The organism is Sphingopyxis sp. 113P3 (genome assembly GCF_001278035.1).
In the GTDB taxonomy this organism is placed as follows: Bacteria; Pseudomonadota; Alphaproteobacteria; order Sphingomonadales; family Sphingomonadaceae; genus Sphingopyxis.
In genome coordinates, this window is the sequence record NZ_CP009452.1 from 2,308,055 (window position 1) to 2,328,200 (window position 20,146).

General features: G+C 63.5%; 18 protein-coding genes. 10 read left to right on the forward strand and 8 right to left on the reverse strand.

Features of this window, described 5'->3' with window-relative positions:
• Position 1: 1 nt before the first annotated feature.
• Positions 2 to 352 (reverse strand): DMT family protein, encoded by a 351-nt coding sequence (locus tag LH20_RS11340; protein ID WP_053554296.1) that lies wholly within the window; start codon positions 350 to 352, stop codon positions 2 to 4.
• Positions 353 to 439: 87 nt separating this feature from the next.
• Positions 440 to 1,648 carry a saccharopine dehydrogenase family protein gene (locus LH20_RS11345; protein ID WP_053554297.1) on the reverse strand — a complete coding sequence of 403 codons (1,209 nt, stop codon included), beginning with the start codon at positions 1,646 to 1,648 and terminating at the stop codon, positions 440 to 442.
• 67 nt (positions 1,649 to 1,715) lie between these two features.
• Here LH20_RS11345 and LH20_RS11350 point away from each other — a divergent pair, with 67 nt between their 5' ends.
• From LH20_RS11350 to LH20_RS11365, 4 genes are all read left to right on the forward strand, one after another.
• Positions 1,716 to 2,705 (forward strand): threonine ammonia-lyase, encoded by a 990-nt coding sequence (locus LH20_RS11350; RefSeq protein ID WP_053554298.1) that lies wholly within the window; start codon positions 1,716 to 1,718, stop codon positions 2,703 to 2,705.
• Between the two features lie 49 nt (positions 2,706 to 2,754).
• Positions 2,755 to 3,204 carry a hypothetical protein gene (locus tag LH20_RS11355; protein WP_053556249.1) on the forward strand — a complete coding sequence of 150 codons (450 nt, stop codon included), beginning with the start codon at positions 2,755 to 2,757 and terminating at the stop codon, positions 3,202 to 3,204.
• A 20-nt stretch (positions 3,205 to 3,224) separates the two neighbouring features.
• Positions 3,225 to 3,821 (forward strand): GNAT family N-acetyltransferase, encoded by a 597-nt coding sequence (locus LH20_RS11360; RefSeq protein ID WP_053554299.1) that lies wholly within the window; start codon positions 3,225 to 3,227, stop codon positions 3,819 to 3,821.
• A 163-nt stretch (positions 3,822 to 3,984) separates the two neighbouring features.
• Positions 3,985 to 5,448 (forward strand): DUF1570 domain-containing protein, encoded by a 1,464-nt coding sequence (locus LH20_RS11365; protein WP_158501130.1) that lies wholly within the window; start codon positions 3,985 to 3,987, stop codon positions 5,446 to 5,448.
• Between the two features lie 63 nt (positions 5,449 to 5,511).
• On the opposite strand, the gene hemA is transcribed toward LH20_RS11365, so the two are convergent.
• Positions 5,512 to 6,732 carry a 5-aminolevulinate synthase gene (gene hemA, locus LH20_RS11370; protein ID WP_053554301.1) on the reverse strand — a complete coding sequence of 407 codons (1,221 nt, stop codon included), beginning with the start codon at positions 6,730 to 6,732 and terminating at the stop codon, positions 5,512 to 5,514.
• 115 nt (positions 6,733 to 6,847) lie between these two features.
• Positions 6,848 to 7,654, reverse strand: coding sequence for a glutamate racemase (gene murI, locus LH20_RS11375; RefSeq protein ID WP_053556250.1), 807 nt, complete (start codon positions 7,652 to 7,654; stop codon positions 6,848 to 6,850).
• A 132-nt stretch (positions 7,655 to 7,786) separates the two neighbouring features.
• On the opposite strand from murI, the gene plsY reads away from it, so the two are divergent.
• The 4 genes from plsY to topA all read left to right on the forward strand — a co-directional run bounded on the left by plsY (position 7,787) and on the right by topA (position 13,974).
• Entirely contained in the window at positions 7,787 to 8,389 is a 603-nt protein-coding gene (gene plsY / locus LH20_RS11380; RefSeq protein ID WP_053554302.1) for a glycerol-3-phosphate 1-O-acyltransferase PlsY, read from the forward strand.
• A gap of 284 nt (positions 8,390 to 8,673) precedes the next feature.
• Positions 8,674 to 10,218 (forward strand): vWA domain-containing protein, encoded by a 1,545-nt coding sequence (locus tag LH20_RS11385; RefSeq protein ID WP_235526955.1) that lies wholly within the window; start codon positions 8,674 to 8,676, stop codon positions 10,216 to 10,218.
• 114 nt (positions 10,219 to 10,332) lie between these two features.
• Complete coding sequence (locus LH20_RS11390) at positions 10,333 to 11,325, forward strand: hypothetical protein (RefSeq protein ID WP_053554303.1); 993 nt, start codon at positions 10,333 to 10,335, stop codon at positions 11,323 to 11,325.
• A 99-nt stretch (positions 11,326 to 11,424) separates the two neighbouring features.
• Complete coding sequence (topA, locus tag LH20_RS11395; RefSeq protein WP_053554304.1) at positions 11,425 to 13,974, forward strand: type I DNA topoisomerase; 2,550 nt, start codon at positions 11,425 to 11,427, stop codon at positions 13,972 to 13,974.
• A 145-nt stretch (positions 13,975 to 14,119) separates the two neighbouring features.
• On the opposite strand, the gene LH20_RS11400 is transcribed toward topA, so the two are convergent.
• Genes LH20_RS11400 through lepB form a run of 4 tightly spaced genes read right to left on the reverse strand, consistent with a single transcriptional unit; the run spans position 14,120 to position 16,891 of the window.
• Positions 14,120 to 14,494 (reverse strand): hypothetical protein, encoded by a 375-nt coding sequence (locus LH20_RS11400; RefSeq protein ID WP_053554305.1) that lies wholly within the window; start codon positions 14,492 to 14,494, stop codon positions 14,120 to 14,122.
• 8 nt (positions 14,495 to 14,502) lie between these two features.
• Positions 14,503 to 15,396, reverse strand: a complete 894-nt coding sequence (era, locus tag LH20_RS11405; protein ID WP_053554306.1) for a GTPase Era — start codon at positions 15,394 to 15,396, stop codon at positions 14,503 to 14,505.
• Positions 15,393 to 16,076 (reverse strand): ribonuclease III, encoded by a 684-nt coding sequence (gene rnc, locus LH20_RS11410; RefSeq protein ID WP_083455383.1) that lies wholly within the window; start codon positions 16,074 to 16,076, stop codon positions 15,393 to 15,395. Before rnc ends, era begins: the two co-directional genes overlap by 4 nt.
• Positions 16,073 to 16,891, reverse strand: a complete 819-nt coding sequence (gene lepB, locus LH20_RS11415) for a signal peptidase I (protein WP_053556252.1) — start codon at positions 16,889 to 16,891, stop codon at positions 16,073 to 16,075. Before lepB ends, rnc begins: the two co-directional genes overlap by 4 nt.
• A gap of 203 nt (positions 16,892 to 17,094) precedes the next feature.
• On the opposite strand from lepB, the gene pgi reads away from it, so the two are divergent.
• Together pgi and gor are read left to right on the forward strand one after the other, a co-directional pair.
• A complete protein-coding gene (gene pgi, locus LH20_RS11420; protein ID WP_053554308.1) occupies positions 17,095 to 18,600 on the forward strand; it encodes a glucose-6-phosphate isomerase in 1,506 nt (501 codons plus the stop codon).
• Positions 18,601 to 18,707: 107 nt separating this feature from the next.
• A complete protein-coding gene (gene gor / locus LH20_RS11425) occupies positions 18,708 to 20,054 on the forward strand; it encodes a glutathione-disulfide reductase (RefSeq protein WP_053554309.1) in 1,347 nt (448 codons plus the stop codon).
• Positions 20,055 to 20,146 lie beyond the last annotated feature (92 nt).

The window sequence follows — 20,146 nt, forward strand, 5'->3', positions numbered from 1 at the left end:
GTCAGGCCGGAAGCGGCCCCTTGAAGATGAAGAAGGCTCCCGCTGCGATCAGGGCGAAGCCGACGAGGTGATTGACCGTCAATCGCTCACCAAGCCAGAAGACCGCGAAGCCTGCGAAGACGAGCAAGGTAATCACTTCCTGCATCGTCTTCAATTCGGCGGTCGAATAGACGGCGTGGCCGATGCGGTTTGCCGGCACGGCAAGGCAATATTCGAAGAAGGCGATCCCCCACGCCATGACGATCGCCAGCCAGATCGGGCGCGAAATATCGCCGAGATGGCCGTACCAGGCGAAGGTCATGAAGATATTGGAGACGAAGAGAAGGCCGATCGGGAGGAGATAGGCGGTCATGATGCCCCCGCGTCATGCCAGCGGAAGCGGTAACGCTGGCCCTGTTGATGTTCGATAAGCGCCCCGGCTTTTGCCGGAGCGCCGCATTCAGAAACCGAGCGGTGCGTCGAGCTCCTTCACCTGCCAGGGCAGACCGTGCTTCATCAGCATGTCCATGAAAGGATCAGGATCCATCTGCTCCATGTTGAAGACGCCGTTGCCGCTCCACGTGCCGGTGACCATCATGGTGGTGCCGATCATCGCGGGCACGCCGGTTGTATAGCTGACCGCCTGGTTACCGGTTTCGGCGTAGGCGTCCTCATGATCGCAGATATTGTAGAGATATAGCGTCTTTTCCTTGCCATCCTTGCCAAGACCGGTCGCGATCACACCGATGTTGGTTTTGCCCTTTGTCGTTTCGCCGAGGCTTGACGGCTCGGGGAGCACGGCCTTGAGGAACTGCAAAGGGATGATCTCGCGGCCTTCGTAAATGACCGGATCGATCCGCGTCATGCCGACGTTCTGGAGAACAGTGAGGTGCTGGATATAGGCATCGCCGAACGTCATCCAGAAGCGGATGCGCTTGATCTCGGGGAGGTGTGTCTTGAGGCTCTCGATCTCCTCATGATACATCAGGTACATGTTTTTCGGCCCGACCTCTTCGAAGTCGAAGCGTTGCTTTACCGACATGGCGGGGGTTTCGACCCAGGCACCATTCTCCCAGTGACGCGCGACCGCGGTCACTTCGCGAATGTTGATCTCGGGGTTGAAGTTCGTTGCGAAATGCTGCCCGTGATCGCCGCCATTGCAGTCGAGAATGTCGAGCGTATCGATGCGCTCGAAATGATGCTTCTTCAGCCAGGTCGTGAAGACGCTGGTCACGCCAGGGTCGAAGCCCGATCCCAACAGAGCCATCAGCCCGGCGTCCTTGAACCGGTCATGATAGGCCCATTGCCAATGATATTCGAACTTCGCCTCGTCGCGCGGCTCGTAGTTCGCGGTGTCAAGATAATGGGCGCCGGTCGACAGGCACGCCTCCATGATTGTGAGGTCCTGATAGGGAAGCGCGAGGTTGACGACATGCGTTGCGCCGATTGAGCGGATCAGCGCCGCCGTCGCATCGATATGGTCGGCGTCGACCTCGGCTGTCTTGATTGTGACCCCGGTCCGCTCCTTCACCGATTGTGCAATCGCGTCGCACTTGAACTTGCGGCGGCTCGCGAGCGTGATGTCGGGAAAGATATCGGCGTTCATCGCCATCTTGTGCACCGCAACCGAGCCGACCCCGCCTGCGCCGATCACCAGAACCTTGCTCATCGTGAAAATCTCCTGTCCGCGAACCGTTGCGGCTTGCCTTGTATGCGCTGCCCTATAGGACGAAGCCATGACACAGCAAAGCCCCGATCCCCTGCGCGATCCGGCCCGCACCCCGACCCTTCGAGGGATCGACCGCGCCGCGGCGAAAGTCGCTGCATTGCTTCCAGCCACGCCGCTTCTGCCGCTCGAGATCGATGGCACGACCGTCTGGTGCAAGGCCGAGTGCCTGCAGCCGGTGGGCGCATTCAAGATCCGCGGCGCGTGGCATCGCCTGACCGACCTGACGGAGGAACAGGCGGCTGCTGGCGTCGTTGGCGTCTCGAGCGGCAATCACGCGCAGGGCGTCGCGTGGGCGGCGCGAAGGCTCGGCATTCGATCGACGATTGTCATGCCCAGCAATGCGCCGCGCATGAAGCTTCAAGCGACAAAGGCGCTCGGGGCTGAGGTGGTGCTTTATGACCGCGTGACGGAGTCGCGCGATGCCGTCGCGGCGAAACTGCTCGAAGAGCGCGGCGGAACGCTCGTCCACGCCTATGGCGATCCCTGGATCATCGAGGGGCAGGGAAGCGCCGGGATCGAGGCGCGCGCGCAGCTTGCCGCGCGCGGCATCCAGGGACCCGACAGGGTGGTCGCCTGCTGCGGCGGCGGCGGCCTTTCCGCCGGGCTCGCGCTCGCGTGCCCCGATGCCGAAATCATCGCGGTCGAACCTGAAGGGTGGGACGATGTCACCCGAAGCCTCGAGGCGGGGAGGATTCTTTCGGTTGATGATTTTTCCTTTCCTACCGAATGCGACGCGCTCCAGACGCCCGAGACCTGGCCGATCAATTTCGCCGTGCTTCAGGCGCGCGGCGTGCGCGGGGTCGCGGTCTCGCGCGAGGAAGTGCGCCTTGCAATGCGCGTCGCCTTCGAAAAGCTGCACCTCGTCGTCGAGCCAGGCGGCGCGGCGGCGCTCGCGGCTCTCCTCGCGGGCAAGGTGGCGCCTGGCCGTGCGACGCTCGTCACTCTATCGGGCGGAAATGTTGATCCGCGGCATTATGCCGAGATTGTCGCGGGATAGAGGAAACTTATGCCTGCGCGCGCGTTCTCACGATGAAAGGAGAGGCATGATGAAAATGGGCATGATCCTTGCGGCGGGGGCGGCGATGGCGCTGCTCGCGGGCTGCGAGAAGGCAGAAGCGCCGGCGCCTGACACTGCGACCTCGATCGACGCGCCTGTGGAATCCTCGTCCGACGAAACCGCACCTGCCCGTGAAAGCGACCCCGCAACCGCACCACATCGGTTTGCAAGCTGGGCAGGGAAATGGACGGGGGTCGAGGGCATGTACGTCACTATCACGCCCACGGAACCTGAACGCTATGCGCTGGAAATGCAGTCCGATCTCGACACCAAGGGAAGCTATGTCGGGCGCGACAGCGAACATGGCATCAAGTTCGAGCGTGGCGGCGAGGCCTTGTCGCTCCATCGCGGCAATGGCGAGGATACCGGGCTCAAATATCTTGCGGGCAAGAAGGAGTGCCTGATCGTCAAGGAAGGCGAGGGTTATTGCCGCGACTGATCCTGACATAAGGAGGGGGAATGACCAAGATTGCAGCGGCCGCACCGGCTGAGCACCCGGCCGTGACCGAGACACTCGCGCAGGCGTTTCAGACCGACCCGGCGCTGTCCTGGATCTTGCCCGACCCCGATCACCGCGCGAAGGCTTTGCGCGCCTTGTTCCGGGTACTGGTGCCTGCCGATGCCCGCTCCGGCGTCGTTCTGCGCACACCCCTCGACGAGGCGGCTGCATTATGGCGCTCCCCGGGTCACGCGCACGGCGGCGCGATGGAGATGCTGCGCACCCTGCTTCCGATCCTTTCAGCTTTCGGTACCGCCCTGCCGCGCGGGCTCAAGGTTCAAGCGAGCATCGATGCGAACCGGCCAGGGGGGCGCTTCTGGTATCTCCACTATGTTGGCGTCCGGCCCGCGCAGCAGGGCAAGGGGTACGGCGGACGAATTATCCGAGCCCAGACCGCGACCGCTGATGCACAGGCGCTGCCTTGCTGGCTCGAAACCGCAACGCGTGAGAATGTCGCGCTCTACGAGAGGCTTGGTTTCTCCACCATGGCCGAATGGGACGTGAAGGGCGGCGGCCCGCATTTCTGGGGGATGGTGCGTGAGCCCCTGCGCCCGTAACCTTGGCCCTCCGGCCTTGATCAGGGGTGGAAATCGTCGATGCTCACGTTAGACTGGCTCCCTGCTATTCCCGGGGGAAATCATGCGTCTACACCGTCTTTTCTATATCCTCATGCTGGCGATTCCACTCTGTATGGGGGCGCCGGCACAGGCGGAATGGCGTGTGGCCAGTAGCGCGCATTTCCTCGTCTATGGCGACGTCAGCGCGAGCAAGCTGCGCGATTACGCGGAACGTCTTGAACATTATGATAGTGCGCTGCGGCTCATTACGGGCCAGCCCGAAACGGGCGCTTCGAGCCGGAACCGGGTCAACGTCTATCTGCTGCCGAGCCTCAGCGATCTGCGCAGGCTTTATACGGGCGGTCGAAGCGGCTCCACGGTCGGGGGATTTTATCTTCCCTCCTTTGAAGGATCGCGTGCCTTCATGCCCGCCGACATGTCGAGCGACGATCTTTCTGCGCAGGCCGTGATGTTTCATGAATATGCTCATCACCTGTTGTTGAGCAGCGCGACCGAATATTATCCGCGCTGGCTCTCGGAAGGGATGGCCGAATTCTTCATGGTGAGCCGCCTCAACCGGGACGGCAGCATCACGATCGGCATGCCGAACGAGGACCGCTCCTACGCCTTGACCGCCTTCAGCCGCATGCGTGCGTCGGAATTGCTGGCCTCCGACACGAAGAAGCTTTCGGTGTTCGACGAAAGCCAGCTTTACGCGTCCGGCTGGCTGATGACCCATTATCTTTTGCTCGGCGGCGAACGCGATGGTCAATTGGTCCAATATATAGCGCGGATCAACAAGGGTGAGCCATGGGCCGAGGCTGCAAGAGCGGTCTTCGGAGACCTGGGCAAGCTTGATCAGGATCTTGAACGCTATCGCCGCACGCGCGGGATGAAAGTATTCACCATTCCTGCCGAGAAGCTCCGCACGGGCAAGATCGAAATAACCGAGCTATCGCCTGGCGCAGCGGCGATCATGCCCTATCGCATTCGCTCTGAGCGCGGTGTGACCGAGAAGATGGCGGCGGCCCTGGTGGCCGAAGCCCGCCCCGTGGCGGCCCTTTATCCGAATGACGCCTTCGTGCAGCGCACCATGGCCGAGATCGAGTTCGATGCCAAAAATGACGTCGAAGCGGAGGCGGCCGCCGATCGCGCGATTGCGCTCGACCCCAAGATGGTGCCGGCGATGATCTACAAAGGGCGCATCCTTGCGCGGCGCGCCGCGGAAAGCAAGGAGGCGAAGGATTGGGCAGCGGCGCGATCCTGGTTCATCAAGGCAAACCATGCCGACCCAGATTTCGCGCTGCCGCTCGTCCTCTACTATGATAGTTTCGCGCAGGCAGGGGAGGCGCCGCGCAAGGACGCGGTCACCGCGATCATGCGCGCGATCGAACTGGTTCCCCAATCCTCGGAGATCCGCATGCGGGTAGGGCGCCAGCTGGTGATCGAAAAGGATATTGCGCTGGCGCAGAAGGTTCTCGCCCCCGTCCTCTTCAACCCGCACGCCTCGCGAAATGAAAGGCTGTCGAAAATCGCCGCGCTGTTCGAGGCGAAGGCAGCGCCTGATGATATACTGAAGGCGATGGACGCGGCAGGCCCGAAGGAGGAGGCCGACGACGCAGAATGAGCGGCGGCCAGCCCGGGTCGTCCGTGCACCACGGTGGTGCCCGGATCGTCCAAGGGCCCGCGCTTAAGCCGCTTTTTGAAGTTCGAGGTCGAGACGGTCCCAGATCTCGACTAGCGCGGCTGTCAGGTCGCGCATCATGGCTTCGTCATGCGTGGGTCCTGGCGTGAAGCGCAGGCGTTCGGTACCGCGCGGAACGGTCGGGAAATTGATCGGCTGCACATAGACGCCATATTCGGCGAGGAGTATGTCGCTGATCTTTTTCGCGCGCACCGGATCGCCGACCATCAGCGGAACGATGTGCGTGGTCGAATTCATTACGGGCAGGCCCGCATCTCGAAAGCTCTGCTTGAGGAAAGCAGCCGCTGCCTGCTGAGCGTCGCGCTCCACGCTCGACTGCTTGAGGTGGCGCACGCTTGCAAGCACGCCAGCGACGAGCACCGGCGACAGACTGGTGGTGAAAATGAAGCCGGGCGCGTAGCTGCGAATGACGTCGATGATATTCTTGTCAGCCGCGATATAGCCGCCCATGACGCCGAATGCCTTGCCGAGCGTTCCCTCGATGATGTCGACGCGGTGCGCGGCCTCGTCGCGATCGGTTATGCCGCCTCCGCGCGGGCCGTACATGCCAACCGCGTGCACCTCATCGCAATAGGTCAGGGCGTTATACTTCGCAGCGAGGTCGCAGATGGCGTGGATGGGAGCGATGTCGCCATCCATCGAATAGACGCTCTCGAAGGCGATGACCTTTGCCGCCTGCGGATCGTCGGCGGCAAGCAGTTCCTCCAGATGAGCAAGGTCATTGTGACGCCACACGCGCTTCTCGCAGCCCGAATTGCGGATGCCCGCGATCATCGAGGCGTGATTGAGCTCATCCGAATAGATGATGCAGTTCGGCAGCAGCTTGCCGAGCGTGCCGAGCGTTGCTTCGTTCGAAATATAGCCGGAGGTGAAGAGCAAGGCGCCCTCCTTGCCGTGAAGATCGGCAAGCTCAGCCTCGAGATCGACGTGATAATGGGTATTGCCCGCGATGTTGCGCGTGCCGCCAGCGCCCGCGCCGACGTCGTGCAGAGCCTCTTCCATCGCCGCGATGACCTTGGGATGCTGGCCCATCGACAGATAGTCGTTAGAACACCAGACGGTAATCGGCTTGGGTCCGTTGTGGCCGGCAAAGCAGCGCGCGTTGGGAAAGGCACCCTTGTTGCGCAAGATGTCGATGAAGACGCGGTAGCGCCCTTCCTCGTGAAGGCGGTCAATGGCCCGGGCGAAGATGTCGTCGTAATTCACTGCTATAGCCCCGCGGGTTGGTCGGCGTGCGCCGCCCCCTCCGGCGACGGTGTTTGGCGGGGCGATAACCCCAAAATCCACCCGAATCCAGTGCGAACGATTCGCAATGGGTAGGTCAAATTGTCTCAATATGCCCGATGCCATAGGGTGCGAGCGCGCTCAGCGATGGTGGCGGTGCGGCTTTGCTCTGGGTGAAGGCGGCGATCCCGGGTCCTGCCTCTGCAGGCCAGCGCTGGCCTTGGGTGAGCGAGGCGATACGCCGCGCAATGCCGGCGGCGCCGTCGATGAGCGCGACATCGGGACCGGCAAGCGCCTGCAGTTCGTCTCGCAGCAACGGGAAATGCGTGCAGGCAAGAACGATGACGTCGATCGCATCGCCAAGCGGCTGGTCGCGAAGCCCGGCAATAGCATCGCGAACGGCCCCGGGGGCGACGGGAAGGCCATGAAGCTTGGCCTCTGCGGCGGTGACGAGACCAGGACTTCCATGTCGCAGCACCGTCTTGCCGGCCGCGAAGCGCGCGCTCAGATCGTCGACATAGGGCTGGCGCACCGTGGCCTCGGTCCCAAGGACACCGATCACACCGCTTGTCGTCATTTCCGCGGCAGGCTTGATTGCGGGCACCGTGCCCACAATGGGAAGATCGAGCGCGGCGCGGACATGTGGAAGCGCGATGGTGGAGGCGGTGTTGCAGGCTATGACCGCGAGCCGAGGCTGATAGCGCTCGACCAGCCGCCCAAGCAGCGCCGGGACGCGCGCGGCGAGTTCCTCGTCGCTTTTCTTGCCATAGGGGAGCCCGGCGTAGTCGGCAGCATAGACGATGGGCGCGGTAGGCAGCAGCGCGCGTGTGGGCCCGAGCACTGTGAGCCCGCCGAGGCCGCTGTCGAAAAAGAGGATCGGGGCGTCGGGGGAGGGGGCGTGCATGGCGAACCGCGTAGCAGGCGCGGCGCCGCGGCTCAATCGGTTGGTCGATTTTGGCGAGCCTTCCAATCGAACCCGTTGATTGCGCCGCCCGGTATCGCCACATTGGCGCGCAACGCGAACAGGGGAAGAGGGATGACGATATTTTTGCTGGTCGCTGCAGGCTATCTGCTCGGTTCGATCCCCTTTGGCGTTCTTCTGACGCGCGCCTTCGGAGCGGGCGACCTGAGGCAGATCGGTTCCGGGAATATCGGCGCGACGAATGTCCTGCGCACCGGGCGAAAGAGCCTGGCGGCGGCGACGCTGCTCCTCGACGGGGCAAAAGGGGCGGTGGCGGTTCTGCTTGCGCGGCACTGGCTGCCGGAACTTGGCGATCACGGCGCCATGATTGCGGGCGCAGCGGCGGTGATCGGGCATTGCTATCCAGTCTGGCTCAACTTTCGCGGCGGCAAGGGCGTCGCAACGATGCTCGGCCTCGCGCTGGCGCTCGCCTGGCTGGTCGGTGCGGTTTTTGCCGCCGTCTGGCTCGGGACGGTGCTCGCGAGCCGCATTTCGTCGCTCGGCGGAATGACGGGGGCCGTATCGGCGCCCCTTGCCGCGCTTGCGTTCGGTTTTCCCGTCTATGCGGTCGGACTCGCCGGGCTCGCCGTCCTCCTTCTGTGGCGGCACCGCGAGAATATTGCCCGGCTACGCGCGGGAACCGAACCCCGCGTGGGTAAGAAGACGGGCGCTGCCTGACGCCGGTCAGGTGCGGGTTCGCCTTGTCGATGCACGGCAGGTGAGCGACACCTGTAACAGGATTGCAAGGCGTTCCCATCAAGATGCGTGGGGGTGAGATCGAAGACCCCTTTCGGCTCGAAGACATTTGGCTGCAGCGGTATCGGGCGGCGCATCGGCGAGCGTTGCTGGGTTTGCCACTTGGGGCATCACACCGACCGTCATCGTGTTCGCCGCGGTTCAGCCACGGTTCAGCAGCCGAGCGACAGGCTGATGATATTGTATCACATGCGGGGAGATGGTCGATGCGAAGCCGGTTTCTGACGGGGGTGATGATGGCCGCGCTCGTTGGAGTTGCTCCAGCGCCTCTTCCCCAGGTCACGGCGCAGGCGCAGCCCGCGGGGCAGCGTGAGGGCTTTTGCCGTAGCGCTGACCCCCTGCCGCGCCTCGGGCCTGAAGCGTCACAGCAGCAACAGCGATCCGCGGGCGAGCGCGGCCGCGAACGGACTTATGACGCGGTGCCTGCGGCGCCGCCGCCCCCGCCCGCTCCGCCCGTGCCCACCGCGTCCGCGGCACCGGGCAGAGACGTCATCGTCACCGAAACGCCCGTCACTGAAGAGCGCGCGATGGCGGCGCCAGCGCCTTCGGATACGGCATCGTCTGGCGGCCCTTCCGAGGCTGCCCGCGCGGTTGTGCGCCCCTGGCCGCACCCGCGGCCTCAGCCGCAACCGCAATCCGGCATTCTCACCGCGGGCGAGCATGATGATCTGCTCAATCCCGAGCTCTATGCCGCTTATGTGAACCGCAGCAATCTCGGTCAGAAAATTCGCGCGCTGCCGCGCGTCGACACGATGCGGGTGGTGAGGGTGAAGGTGAGCGACCGCAATGGTCAGCCGATCCCCTTTGCCGAGGTGACCGTGACGTGCAGCGATGGCAACAGCCTTGCGCTTGCAACGCACACCGATGGTAGCGTCGTCTTCTTCCCGGGACTCGACCGGCTGAGCGAGAGGATTACCGTGTCCGCGCGGCGGGGAGGACGGACGATCGCAGAGACGCGCCCCGTCTTTGTATCGAATGCCCCGGGCGGGCAGCTTGTCGGACTGACCGCCAACCAGATGGCAACGCGCGTGACGAAGCTCGACCTGATGCTGGTCGTCGATACGACGGGGAGCATGGGAGACGAGATCGCCTATCTGCAGGCCGAAATCCGATCGATCATCGCTGCAATAACTGCGAAGCACCGCGATCTCGATATCCGCATCGGCTTCGTCTTCTACCGCGATCTTGGCGATGACTATATAACGCGGACGATCGCTTTCGATCGGGACATCGGACGCGCGCAGGGCGTGCTCGCCCAGCAATATGCCAGCGGCGGCGGTGATTATCCGGAGGCTATGGACCAAGCGCTGATCCGTGCCGTGGGCCAGAATTGGCGGCCAGATGCCGTGAAGTCGCTGCTCCTCGTCGCTGATGCCCCGCCGCACGACGAACTCTTCGCCCGGACCTGGGCCGCGGCCGAGGCCGCACGTGCGAGGCGTATCCACATCACGCCCGTTGCAGCGTCGGGCGTTGCTGACGAGGCCGAATATGCCATGCGCGCGATGGCGGCGGTGACCCAGTCGCGCTATCTCTTCCTCACCGACGACAGCGGCGTTGGCAATCCGCACGCGGCGCCCGCCATCGATTGCTACCTCGTCACTCGTCTCGACGCCCTTGTTCGCCGCGTCATCGACAGCCAGATCAGCGGTCGACGGATCGAGCCCGAGGATCAGGAAGTTATCCGGCGTGTCGGCGAGTATGACGCCGGAAGGTGCATCCTGCCCGCGGGCTTTCGCTGGGACAATCAGTAAGGATTGACTTGCCTTTGCATCTGCCCGATGCGCAGGCTGTGGGTTGCTTCGATTAGCCTTTCTCTCCGGTCGGTGGGGTCGACTGGCGGGGGGAGGGGTCGGAGGGTAATAGTCATGAAGACATTGCTGTCGGCAGCCGCGATCGCGGCGTTGCTGGCTCAACCCGTTGCTGTCGTCGCGAAGGACCAGGAACCCGTCAAGATATCGGGGGCCGTCAATGCGAAGGGCGTCACCGCTGTTGCCATCGGCGCTTTCAATGTCGGTTTCATCTTTGAATCGATCGACCGCACCGCGACCAGCGGCGGTTTGATGGGGGCGTTCGGTGGAACCACGAAGGCGAAGAGCGAACTCGTGGGCGTCACACCCGAGATGATGCAGGCGGTGACCGACGCGGCTTATACCGATTTTGTGAACCAGCTGACGGCGGGCGGATATGAAGTCCATCCCGCTGACCAGCTCTTTGGTCACACGGCGCTCGCCAAGACCAAGTCCCAGGAGGTCCCGCTCGACATCAATATCGCGCTCGAAAAGGGCAGCAAGGGCAAAGCCACCTATTTCAAACCCTCGGCGCTGCCGTCCCTGCTGATGATTCCGGGAGATTTCATGGGATCGGGAATGAGCAGCATGGGGATCAACATGTCCGCCGGACAGGCGAGCATGGCGCTCGCCAACTATGCAAGGGAGGCCGGGGTTGGGGTCATCGACGTTGTCTACCTGATCGACTTTTCACAGCAGAAGCGCCCAGGCGCCTTCAGCTTCGGGGGGCTGCAGGTGAACAGCGCGCTGTCGGTAAGCGCCGACTATTCACGAATGACCCTGATCGCGCCGAGTGGCAAGCAGTCGGTGATCACCGTCAAGGCCCCCGTCGCGGTCGAGGGCGAGTTCATCGAAAAGAGCGATGCGACGAGCGGGACCGACAAGGCGCTGCAATCAGGAGCGAATGTCGCGGGCGGCGTCGCCGCGGTCATGGGCTTCGGCGGCCTGCGCTTCGGAAAGGCGCGCAAGTTCGCCTTTACGGCCAAGACCGGCAACTATGAGGATGGAGCGGCGAAAGCGGCGAGCCTTGCAAGCGAGATGCTGCTCGGCCGATTGAGCGCGCTGCGTTGACCCCGGCGCGGGCGCTCCCTAAATCCGCTTGACGGAGGGCGGGAGCGCCCGCCACCCTCGCGCGTACGTACGTAAGAGTTTTCGGGGAACGAATTTTCCATGCAATTGGTGATTGTGGAGTCGCCTGCGAAGGCGAAGACGATCGAGAAGTATCTGGGTCGCGATTTCAAGGTGCTGGCCTCCTATGGCCACGTGCGCGATTTGCCCCCCAAGGACGGTTCGGTCGACCCCGATGACGGCTTTGCCATGCAGTGGCAGCTCTATCCCGACAAGGCGAAGCGGCTCAAGGAGATTTCGGATGCTGCAAAGCAGGCCGAGCGCCTGATCCTCGCAACCGACCCTGATCGAGAGGGCGAGGCGATCAGCTGGCATGTTCAAGAGCTGCTGCGTCAGAAAAAAGCGCTGCCCGCCGCCGTCGACCGCGTCACCTTCAACGCGATCACCAAGCAGGCAGTAACCGACGCCATGGCGCATCCGCGCGGGCTCGATGATGACCTGATCGACGCCTATCGCGCCCGCCGCGCGCTGGATTATCTGGTGGGTTTCACCCTGTCGCCCGTGCTTTGGCGCAAACTGCCCGGCGCGAAGTCGGCAGGGCGTGTCCAGTCGGTTGCACTACGGCTGGTTGTCGAGCGCGAACGCGAGATCGAAGCTTTTGTCGCGCAGCAATATTGGTCGGTCACCGGTCTCTTCGAAATGGACGGCACGCCCTTCAAGGCGCGCCTCGCGCGCTGGCGCGGCGAGAAGATCGAGCGGCTCTCGATCGGGACCGAAGCCGACGCGCGGGCCGCCGAAGCCGATGTGAAGGCGGGCCATTTTACCGTCGATGCGGTCGAGACCAAGCCGCTGACCCGCAACCCGCCACCGCCCTTCACCACCTCCACTCTCCAGCAGGAGGCGGCGCGCAAACTCGGCTTTTCGGCGAGCCATACGATGCGGATTGCCCAGAATCTCTACGAAGACGGCGCGATCACCTACATGCGAACCGACGGGGTCCAGATGGATGGCAGCGCAATCAGTGCAGCGCGCCGGGCGATCGCCGACCGCTACGACGGGGGCTATGTGCCTGACAAGCCGCGCCAGTATCAGACCAAGGCGAAGAATGCGCAGGAGGCCCACGAGGCGATCCGCCCAACGGATTTTGCCAAGGACAAGGCCGGCAGCGGCGACCATGCGCGCCTTTATGAACTCATCTGGAAGCGCGCGCTCGCAAGCCAGATGGCTTCGGCGCGGCTTGAGCGGACGAGCGTTGACCTTTCCGATGGCACCGGCAAGACGATGCTGCGCGCAACCGGGCAAGTGGTCAAATTTCCGGGCTTCCTCGCGCTTTACGACGAAGGCCGCGACGACAGCAGCGACGAGGATGATGCGCGCCTGCTCCCTGCGATGACAAAGGGCGATGCGCCCGCCAGGACGGGGGTCGAGGTCGAGAGCCACGAGACGCAGCCGCCGCCGCGCTATTCGGAGGCGAGCCTCGTCAAGAAAATGGAGGAACTCGGCATCGGGCGTCCCTCGACCTATGCCTCAATTCTCCAGGTGCTCAAGGACCGAAACTATGTAACGGTTGAGAAGAACCGTTTTATTCCCGAGGAAAGCGGCCGACTTCTGACGGCATTCCTCGAACGCTTCTTCACCCGCTACGTCGGCTATGATTTCACCGCGGAGCTTGAGGAAGAGCTTGACGACGTCTCGGGGGGACGTGCGCAGTGGCAGGCAGTGCTTGACCGCTTCTGGCGCGACTTCAAGCCGCGCACGGGCGAGGTGATGGAGCAGAAGCCTTCGGAGATCACCGCAGCGCTGGACGAATTTCTCGGTCCCTATCTCTTTCCTGACAAGGGTGACGGCAGCGACCCGCGCCTCTGCCCCAATTGCGGCAGCGGGCGCCTGGCGCTGCGTGGCGGGCGCTTTGGGCCCTTCATCGCGTGCAGCAACTATCCCGATTGCAAATATACCCGGAAATTTGCGCAGCCGGGCGGGAGCGAGAATGGAGGCGACAGCGGCCCTGAATCACTGGGGACCGATCCCGAAAGCGGGCTTGAAGTGACGAAGCGGAGTGGGCGTTTCGGCCCCTATATCCAACTCGGCGAGGGCAAGGAGGCGAAACGCTCGTCGATTCCGAAGGATATACCGGCCGAAGATTTCGACCTCGATTATGCGCTGCGGCTTCTGAGTCTGCCGCGCGAGGTCGGGGTGCACCCCGAGAGCGGAAAGCCGATCATGGCGGGCCTCGGGCGCTATGGTCCCTATCTGCTTCACGACGGCAAATATGCAAAGCTCACCGGCACGGCCGAAATCTTCGAGATTGGCATGAATGCCGCGGTCGCGCGTATCGCCGATGCGGCCAATGGCGGGGGCCGTGGGCGCGTGAAGGCGGAGCCGCTTCAGACCTTCGGCCCGCATCCCACAAGCGGCGGCGAGATGAAACTGATGGAGGGGCGGTTTGGTCCCTATGTGACCGACGGGACGACCAACGCGACCTTGCCGAAGACGGCGGACCCCGCAACATTGACCGCCGAGGAGGCCACCGCGCTGATCGACGCCCGCGCGGCCAAGGGGCCAGCGAAGGGCAAGAAGAAGGCGGCGCCGAAAAAGAAGGCCGCAGCGAAGAAGGCGCCAGCCAAGAAAAAGGCAGCGGCGAAGGAAAAGTGACGGGGTAAAGCGCCGCCACGGCGATTTTCGCGCCATCCCGGAAGATGCGCGGCGGAGCGCCCTCGATGCTGCGCGCGCAGGTCTGCTGCTTGTTCCCGGCGGCATCGGCAAAGCGCGTGCCGTGCTTGCCCGCTCACTTGGCCGCTCATTTGCCGCCCAATGGCTGGCCGCGGACCTGTTCCCGGCAGGCCGCAAGAGCGGCGCGGAAGCTCCTGCCGGCCTTATTGTCGCGGCGTATCAGCTCGATCGCCGAGCCGGTGCGGCAGCTGGTTCTTGATGGCAGCGCGACCGTGACCTGGCCGTCATTGAGGCGCACCACGGCCCGGGCGCTCAGGGATCTGGTGCCGGTCTGTTCGATGCGAACCACGGTTCCCATGATCCGGTGATCCTCGCCCGTCGTCAGGAAGAGTCCCCAGAGCGCCGAAAGCACAAGCGCTCCTCCGATGACGAAATAGGCTCCCAATTGCCGGAGCGCGACGCAAATGCGGTGAGCAGGGCCGTCAAGGTGCGCGCGCGCCATGCCTTCGGTCAATCGACCCAGTCGAGCCCCATGTCGCGATAGACGCCTCGGTCTTCGTCCCAGTTTTCCTTGACCTTGACATGGAGGAAGAGGTGGACCTTCCGGCCCATCAATTCGCTGAGTTCGGCGCGCGCGCGCGCGCCGATTTCCTTGATGCGGCTGCCGCCCTTGCCGAGCACGATCGCGCGTTGATTTTCGCGCGCGACATAGATCTGCTGATGGATTTCGGCGCTGCCGTCGGGGCGGGTCCTGAAAAGTTCGGTTTCGACGGTCGACTGGTAGGGCAGTTCCTCGTGGAGTTGCCGGTAGAGCTGTTCGCGCGTGATCTCGGCGGCAAGCATCCGCTCGGGCGCGTCGCTCACTTCATCCTCCGGGAAATGCCACGGACCCTCGGGCATCAGCCCGGCAAGATGGGCCTTGAGATCGGGCACGCCGTCGCCGCTGCTCGCCGCGATGAAGAAGGTTTCGTCGAACTGGACTTTCGCATTGAGTTCGATCGCGATGGCGAGCAGCTTGTCCTTCTTGGTCAGGTCGACCTTGTTGAGGACGAGATATTTCTTCTCGGGTCGGTTCGCCACGCCCTCGAGTACGCGTTCGACGCGACCCGTCCGTTTCGCCGCGGCATCGACCATCACGAGGATCGCCTCGGCCTCTTCAAGACTGCCCCAGGCGGCTGCGACCATCGCGCGATCGAGCCGGCGGGTCGGCGCAAATATGCCTGGCGTGTCGATCAGGATGATCTGCGCCTCGCCTTCCATCGCGACCCCCATCAGCCGCGTGCGCGTCGTCTGCGCCTTGGGGCTGACGATCGCGACCTTCTGACCGACAAGCGCGTTGACGAGAGTCGATTTCCCGGCATTGGGAGCACCGACGACGGCGACGAAGCCGCAGCGCTGAGTCATTTCGTGTCTTCCTCTGCAAGCCGCGCGAGCAGGGCCGCGGCGGCATTTTTCTCCGCCGCCTGCTTCGAGGCGCCTTCGCCTTCCGCTTCGGCGAGTTTGCCGATGCTCACCGCAACGCGGAAGCGTGGGGCATGATCGGGACCATCGCGCTGCACCATCCGGTATTCGGGCGGCCGCCGCTTGCGGGCGAGCGCCCATTCCTGAAGCGCGGCCTTGGGATGCTTCGGCGCTGCGAGCTGCCCCTCGATCATCTCGCCCCAGTGCCGGAGGATGAAGGCGCGCGCTGCTTCTTCGCCAAGGTCGAGCCACAGCGCGCCGATCAGCGCCTCAACGACGTCGGCGGCAATATTGTCGCTCTTTCGTCCCCCGTCTCCGATCGCTTGCGCCCCGAAGCGGACATGTGCGTTGAGGTCGAGGCCTTGTGCGATGCGCGCGCAGGTTTCACCAGAGGCGAGCGCGTGAAGGCGAGAGGAGAGCTCTCCTTCGGTCGCCTTGGGGAAGCGGCGGAACAATTCCGACGCGATAACCAGTCCAAGCACCCGGTCGCCGAGAAACTCGAGCCGCTGATAATCGCCTGCGCCGCTGCTGCCGTGGGTCAGAGCCTCGTGATAGAGCGCAAGGTCGCGAGGGGCAGCCCCGGTGAGGGCGGCGATGGTCTCGAATGACGCGCCCGCGCTCAAAATCCTTCCCCGATGCGCTCCCACCGCGCGGCCGTGAACCAGCTGACCGGGTTGATCCATCGTGCCGAACCATCGGTTGAAAACATGCCGACAAGCGCGTGGCCCACGAGATTCTTCATGGGAACCGCGCCGCCAAGGCCGCCCTCTTCCATGGGGACCCGGCTGTCGGCGCTGCGATCGCGGTTGTCGCCCATCAGGAAGACGCTGTCCTTGGGAACCGTATAGGGCACGGTATTGTCGACCGGCAGGTCTACAATGTCGAGAACGGCATAGCTCTTGCCGTTCGGCATGGTTTCCTTGAACTGTTTGTAGCGGCACTGGCGCTTGCCGTCAGGGCCGACTTCCTCGAACTGCATCTGGTAGCAGGGAAGCGCGTTGTTCGCGCGCGCGGCCTCGATCATGTTTTCGGTGACGGGAATGACAAAATCGGCCATCGGTTCGCGTTTCAAGGGCTCGCCATTGATCCACACGGTGCCGTCGCGCACCTGGACCGTGTCGCCGGGCAGCCCGATAACGCGTTTGATCCAGTCGTCCCTGTTCTGCGGCGGCGCCTTGAACACGACAACGTCACCGCGTTCGGGCGTGCGGGCGAAGAGATGCCCCGGGATCAGCGGAATGCTGAACGGCAGGCTGTATCTCGAATAGCCATAGGCCATCTTGTTGACGAGCAGATAGTCGCCGATCAACAGCCGCGGCTGCATCGATTCAGAAGGGATATTGAAGGGCGAGAGAAAAAAACTGCGAAAGATGAGGACCGCCACCGCGAGCAAGGCGAGGAAGCGAACCGTATCGACGGCCTCTTCCTTCGCCGACATCGGCGGCGTCGCTTTGGGGTCGGTGTCGGGCGAGTTATCGGCAGTAACGCTGGCGTCGGTCATGCCGCGCATTGGCGACGAATAGGTCTGCACGTCAAGCGAATAACGGCGGATGACGCTGGCGCAGCGGTGGCCGCGGGCCTATGGAAGAAGCGCTTTTCAACTCTCTTCGCTCGACGCGAACGAAAATCAGAGGAATTGTGATGACCACCGCCGCCGACGCCTGGAAAGCGCTTGCCGATTGGGAGCCACGGACGCTCGCCGACCTCGTTGCCGCCGATCCCGAAGCCCGCCTGCAGCTCCTCGTGCGCAGCGTCGCCGATATCCGTTTCGATTTCGCCAAGACCCATCTCGACGAGGCCGCGATCGCTGCCCTTTTGGGCCTCGCCGAAGCGCAGGATTTTGCCGGCAGGCGCAAGACGCTTTTTTCGGGCGGTATCGCCAACCCGAGCGAAGGCCGCGCAGCGGAACATAGTGCGGAGCGCGGCGAGGGCGCGCCTGACCCGGTTCATCGCGCCCAGATTTTGCACCAGCGGATGCGGATGCTCGTCGACGCAATCGAGGCGGGTGCATTCGGCGAGATCCGCCACCTCCTCCACATCGGCATCGGTGGATCAGCGCTCGGTCCCGACCTGCTCGTGGACGCGCTTGGCCGCCATGGCAGCCGCTACGACGTTGCCGTGGTATCGAATGTCGACGGCGCGGCGCTGAGCGAGGCTTTCGGCAGGTTCAGTCCCGAGCATACGCTGGTTGCCGTCGCGTCGAAGACCTTCACGACGACCGAAACCCTGCTCAATGCGGCCTCGGCGCTGCAATGGCTCGAAGAGGCAGGCATCGAGGATGCGCTTGGCCGCTTCATTGCGCTCACGGCCCATCCCGAAAAGGCGATGGAGTGGGGGATCGACGAAACACGTATCCTGCCTTTCAGCGAAACGGTGGGGGGACGCTATTCGCTCTGGTCGTCGATTGGATTTCCTGCGGCTCTCGCGCTGGGCTGGGACGCCTTTGCCGATCTCCTCGAGGGTGCGGCCGAAATGGACCGGCATTTCCGCCTGGCCGAGGGCGCCGACAATATATGCCTGCTCGCGGCCTTCGTCGATCAGGTCTATGCCAATCGCCTGGGCTGCCAGACACGGGCGGTCTTCGCCTATGACGAGCGGCTGCGGCTGCTTCCCGACTATCTCCAGCAGCTCGAAATGGAATCGAATGGCAAATCGGTGACGCTGGACGGCGCTCCGCTCGGCCGGGCCAGCGCGCCGATCACCTGGGGCGGGGTCGGCACCGATGCGCAGCATGCGGTGTTTCAGCTCCTCCATCAGGGCACGCACCTCACCCCCGTCGAGTTCATCGTGGCGCGCGAGCCCGACCATCTGCTCGATGATGCGCATCACGAGACGCTGCTGGGCAATTGCATCGCGCAGGGCGCGGCGCTGATGGCGGGGCGCGCGAGCGAGGACGGTGCGCGCCATTATCCGGGCAATCGTCCCTCGACGACCATCCTCCTCGACCAGGTCAATCCGCGCAGTCTGGGCGCATTGATCGCCTTTTTCGAGCACCGCGTCTTCGCCAACGCCGTCCTGCTCGGCATCAATCCGTTCGATCAGTTCGGGGTCGAGCTCGGCAAGGAAATGGCAAAGGGGCTTGCCGAAGGGTCGATGGAGTTCGACCCCGCGACACAGGCGCTCATGCACGCTGCGTTCGGAGATTGATGCGGCTTTGGTTTTTCTCGAGCGTAAAAATCGATTGGAATTGCGCGCCCGCGTAACCAAATAGGCCGCGGCGGCGAACGACACGCCGCCAGCTCTAGGGGTCCTCCATGTCCAAATTCGACTTTGATCTGTTCGTCATCGGCGCGGGTTCAGGCGGCGTGCGTGCGTCGCGCGTTGCCGCTTCCCACGGTGCGCGCGTGGCAGTGGCGGAGGAGCATCGGGTCGGGGGAACCTGCGTTATTCGGGGCTGCGTGCCCAAGAAACTGCTCGTTTATGGCGCGCATTTTGCCGAAGACATCCATGATGCCCGGCAGTTCGGCTGGGACGTCCCTGACTGCCGCTTTGACTGGGCACGGCTGCGCGACAATGTCCTCGCCGAGGTAAGCCGGCTTGAAGGTCTCTATGGCCAGACGCTCGACAATCACAAGGTGGCGCTGTTCAAGACGCGCGCTACCCTTGTCGGCCCGCAGAAGGTCCGGCTCGCCGACGGGCAGGAGTTGACCGCCGAACGCATATTGATCGCGACGGGGGGATGGCCTTTTGTGCCGGAGTTCCCTGGCAGCGAGCATGCGATCACCTCGAACGAGGTGTTTCATTTGCAAGAATTTCCCAAGCGTATCGTGATCGCCGGCGGCGGCTATATCGCCAACGAGTTTGCCGGAATCTTCAACGAGTTCGGCAGCAAAGTGACGATCGTCAACCGCGGCGACGCAATCCTGCGCGGCTATGACGAGCAGATCCGTGACCGCCTGCTCCAGATTTCCATGACCAAGGGCATCGAGTTCCGCTTCAACGCGCCCTTTCAGTCGATCGAGAAGCAGGCGGACGGCTCGCTCCTCGTCCATCTTGAAAATTGCGAGCCAATTCCCGCTGACGCAGTGCTGGTGGCGACCGGGCGCGTGCCCAACACCAGGGGGCTGGGCCTTGAAGAAGTGGGCGTCGAGCTCGATCGGAATGGCGCGGTGAAAGTCGATGAGACCAACCAGTCGTCGGTCGAGAGCATCTATGCGGTGGGGGACGTCACCAACCGCATCCAGCTCACCCCCGTTGCGATCCGCGAAGGTCAGGCCTTTGCCGACAGCGTCTTTGGCGGCAAGCCGACCGCTGTCGATTATTCAAATGTACCAAGCGCGGTTTTTAGCCACCCGCCGATCGGCGCGGTCGGAATGACCGAGGCCGAGGCGCGCAATAGGTTGGGATCTATCCGCGTCTATACGAGCGATTTTCGCGCCATGAAGAACGTCCTTGCCGGCCGCAACGAGCGCGCACTCTACAAGATGGTGGTCAATGAGGCGACCGATCAGGTTGTCGGCCTCCACATGATCGGCCCCGATGCGCCCGAAATATTGCAGGCGGCGGCCGTCGCGGTGAAGGCGGGATTGACCAAGGCGGATTTCGACGCGACGGTTGCGTTGCACCCGAGCATGGCCGAGGAGCTTGTGCTGCTGAAATAAGGAGGGCCCGCCCCGAGGCGTCGTCCCCGATCCCTGACTATCGCGAGCGAACGCGGCCTGCTAAATTCCCGCGATGCAATCGGGGGAGGGCG

Bases quoted from the DNA above. Each gene is read 5' to 3' on its own strand.
- plsY (WP_053554302.1), top strand. From the start codon at position 7,787: ATGACGATATTTTTGCTGGTCGCTGCAGGCTATCTGCTCGGTTCGATC.
- LH20_RS11345 (WP_053554297.1), bottom strand. From the start codon at position 1,648: ATGAGCAAGGTTCTGGTGATCGGCGCAGGCGGGGTCGGCTCGGTTGCG.
- LH20_RS11355 (WP_053556249.1), top strand. From the start codon at position 2,755: ATGAAAATGGGCATGATCCTTGCGGCGGGGGCGGCGATGGCGCTGCTC.
- LH20_RS11360 (WP_053554299.1), top strand. From the start codon at position 3,225: ATGACCAAGATTGCAGCGGCCGCACCGGCTGAGCACCCGGCCGTGACC.
- LH20_RS11340 (WP_053554296.1), bottom strand. From the start codon at position 352: ATGACCGCCTATCTCCTCCCGATCGGCCTTCTCTTCGTCTCCAATATC.
- LH20_RS11400 (WP_053554305.1), bottom strand. From the start codon at position 14,494: ATGGCGCGCGCGCACCTTGACGGCCCTGCTCACCGCATTTGCGTCGCG.
- murI (WP_053556250.1), bottom strand. From the start codon at position 7,654: ATGCACGCCCCCTCCCCCGACGCCCCGATCCTCTTTTTCGACAGCGGC.
- gor (WP_053554309.1), top strand. From the start codon at position 18,708: ATGTCCAAATTCGACTTTGATCTGTTCGTCATCGGCGCGGGTTCAGGC.
- topA (WP_053554304.1), top strand. From the start codon at position 11,425: ATGCAATTGGTGATTGTGGAGTCGCCTGCGAAGGCGAAGACGATCGAG.
- pgi (WP_053554308.1), top strand. From the start codon at position 17,095: ATGACCACCGCCGCCGACGCCTGGAAAGCGCTTGCCGATTGGGAGCCA.
- era (WP_053554306.1), bottom strand. From the start codon at position 15,396: ATGACTCAGCGCTGCGGCTTCGTCGCCGTCGTCGGTGCTCCCAATGCC.
- LH20_RS11385 (WP_235526955.1), top strand. From the start codon at position 8,674: ATGCGAAGCCGGTTTCTGACGGGGGTGATGATGGCCGCGCTCGTTGGA.
- lepB (WP_053556252.1), bottom strand. From the start codon at position 16,891: ATGTCGGCGAAGGAAGAGGCCGTCGATACGGTTCGCTTCCTCGCCTTG.
- LH20_RS11350 (WP_053554298.1), top strand. From the start codon at position 1,716: ATGACACAGCAAAGCCCCGATCCCCTGCGCGATCCGGCCCGCACCCCG.
- LH20_RS11390 (WP_053554303.1), top strand. From the start codon at position 10,333: ATGAAGACATTGCTGTCGGCAGCCGCGATCGCGGCGTTGCTGGCTCAA.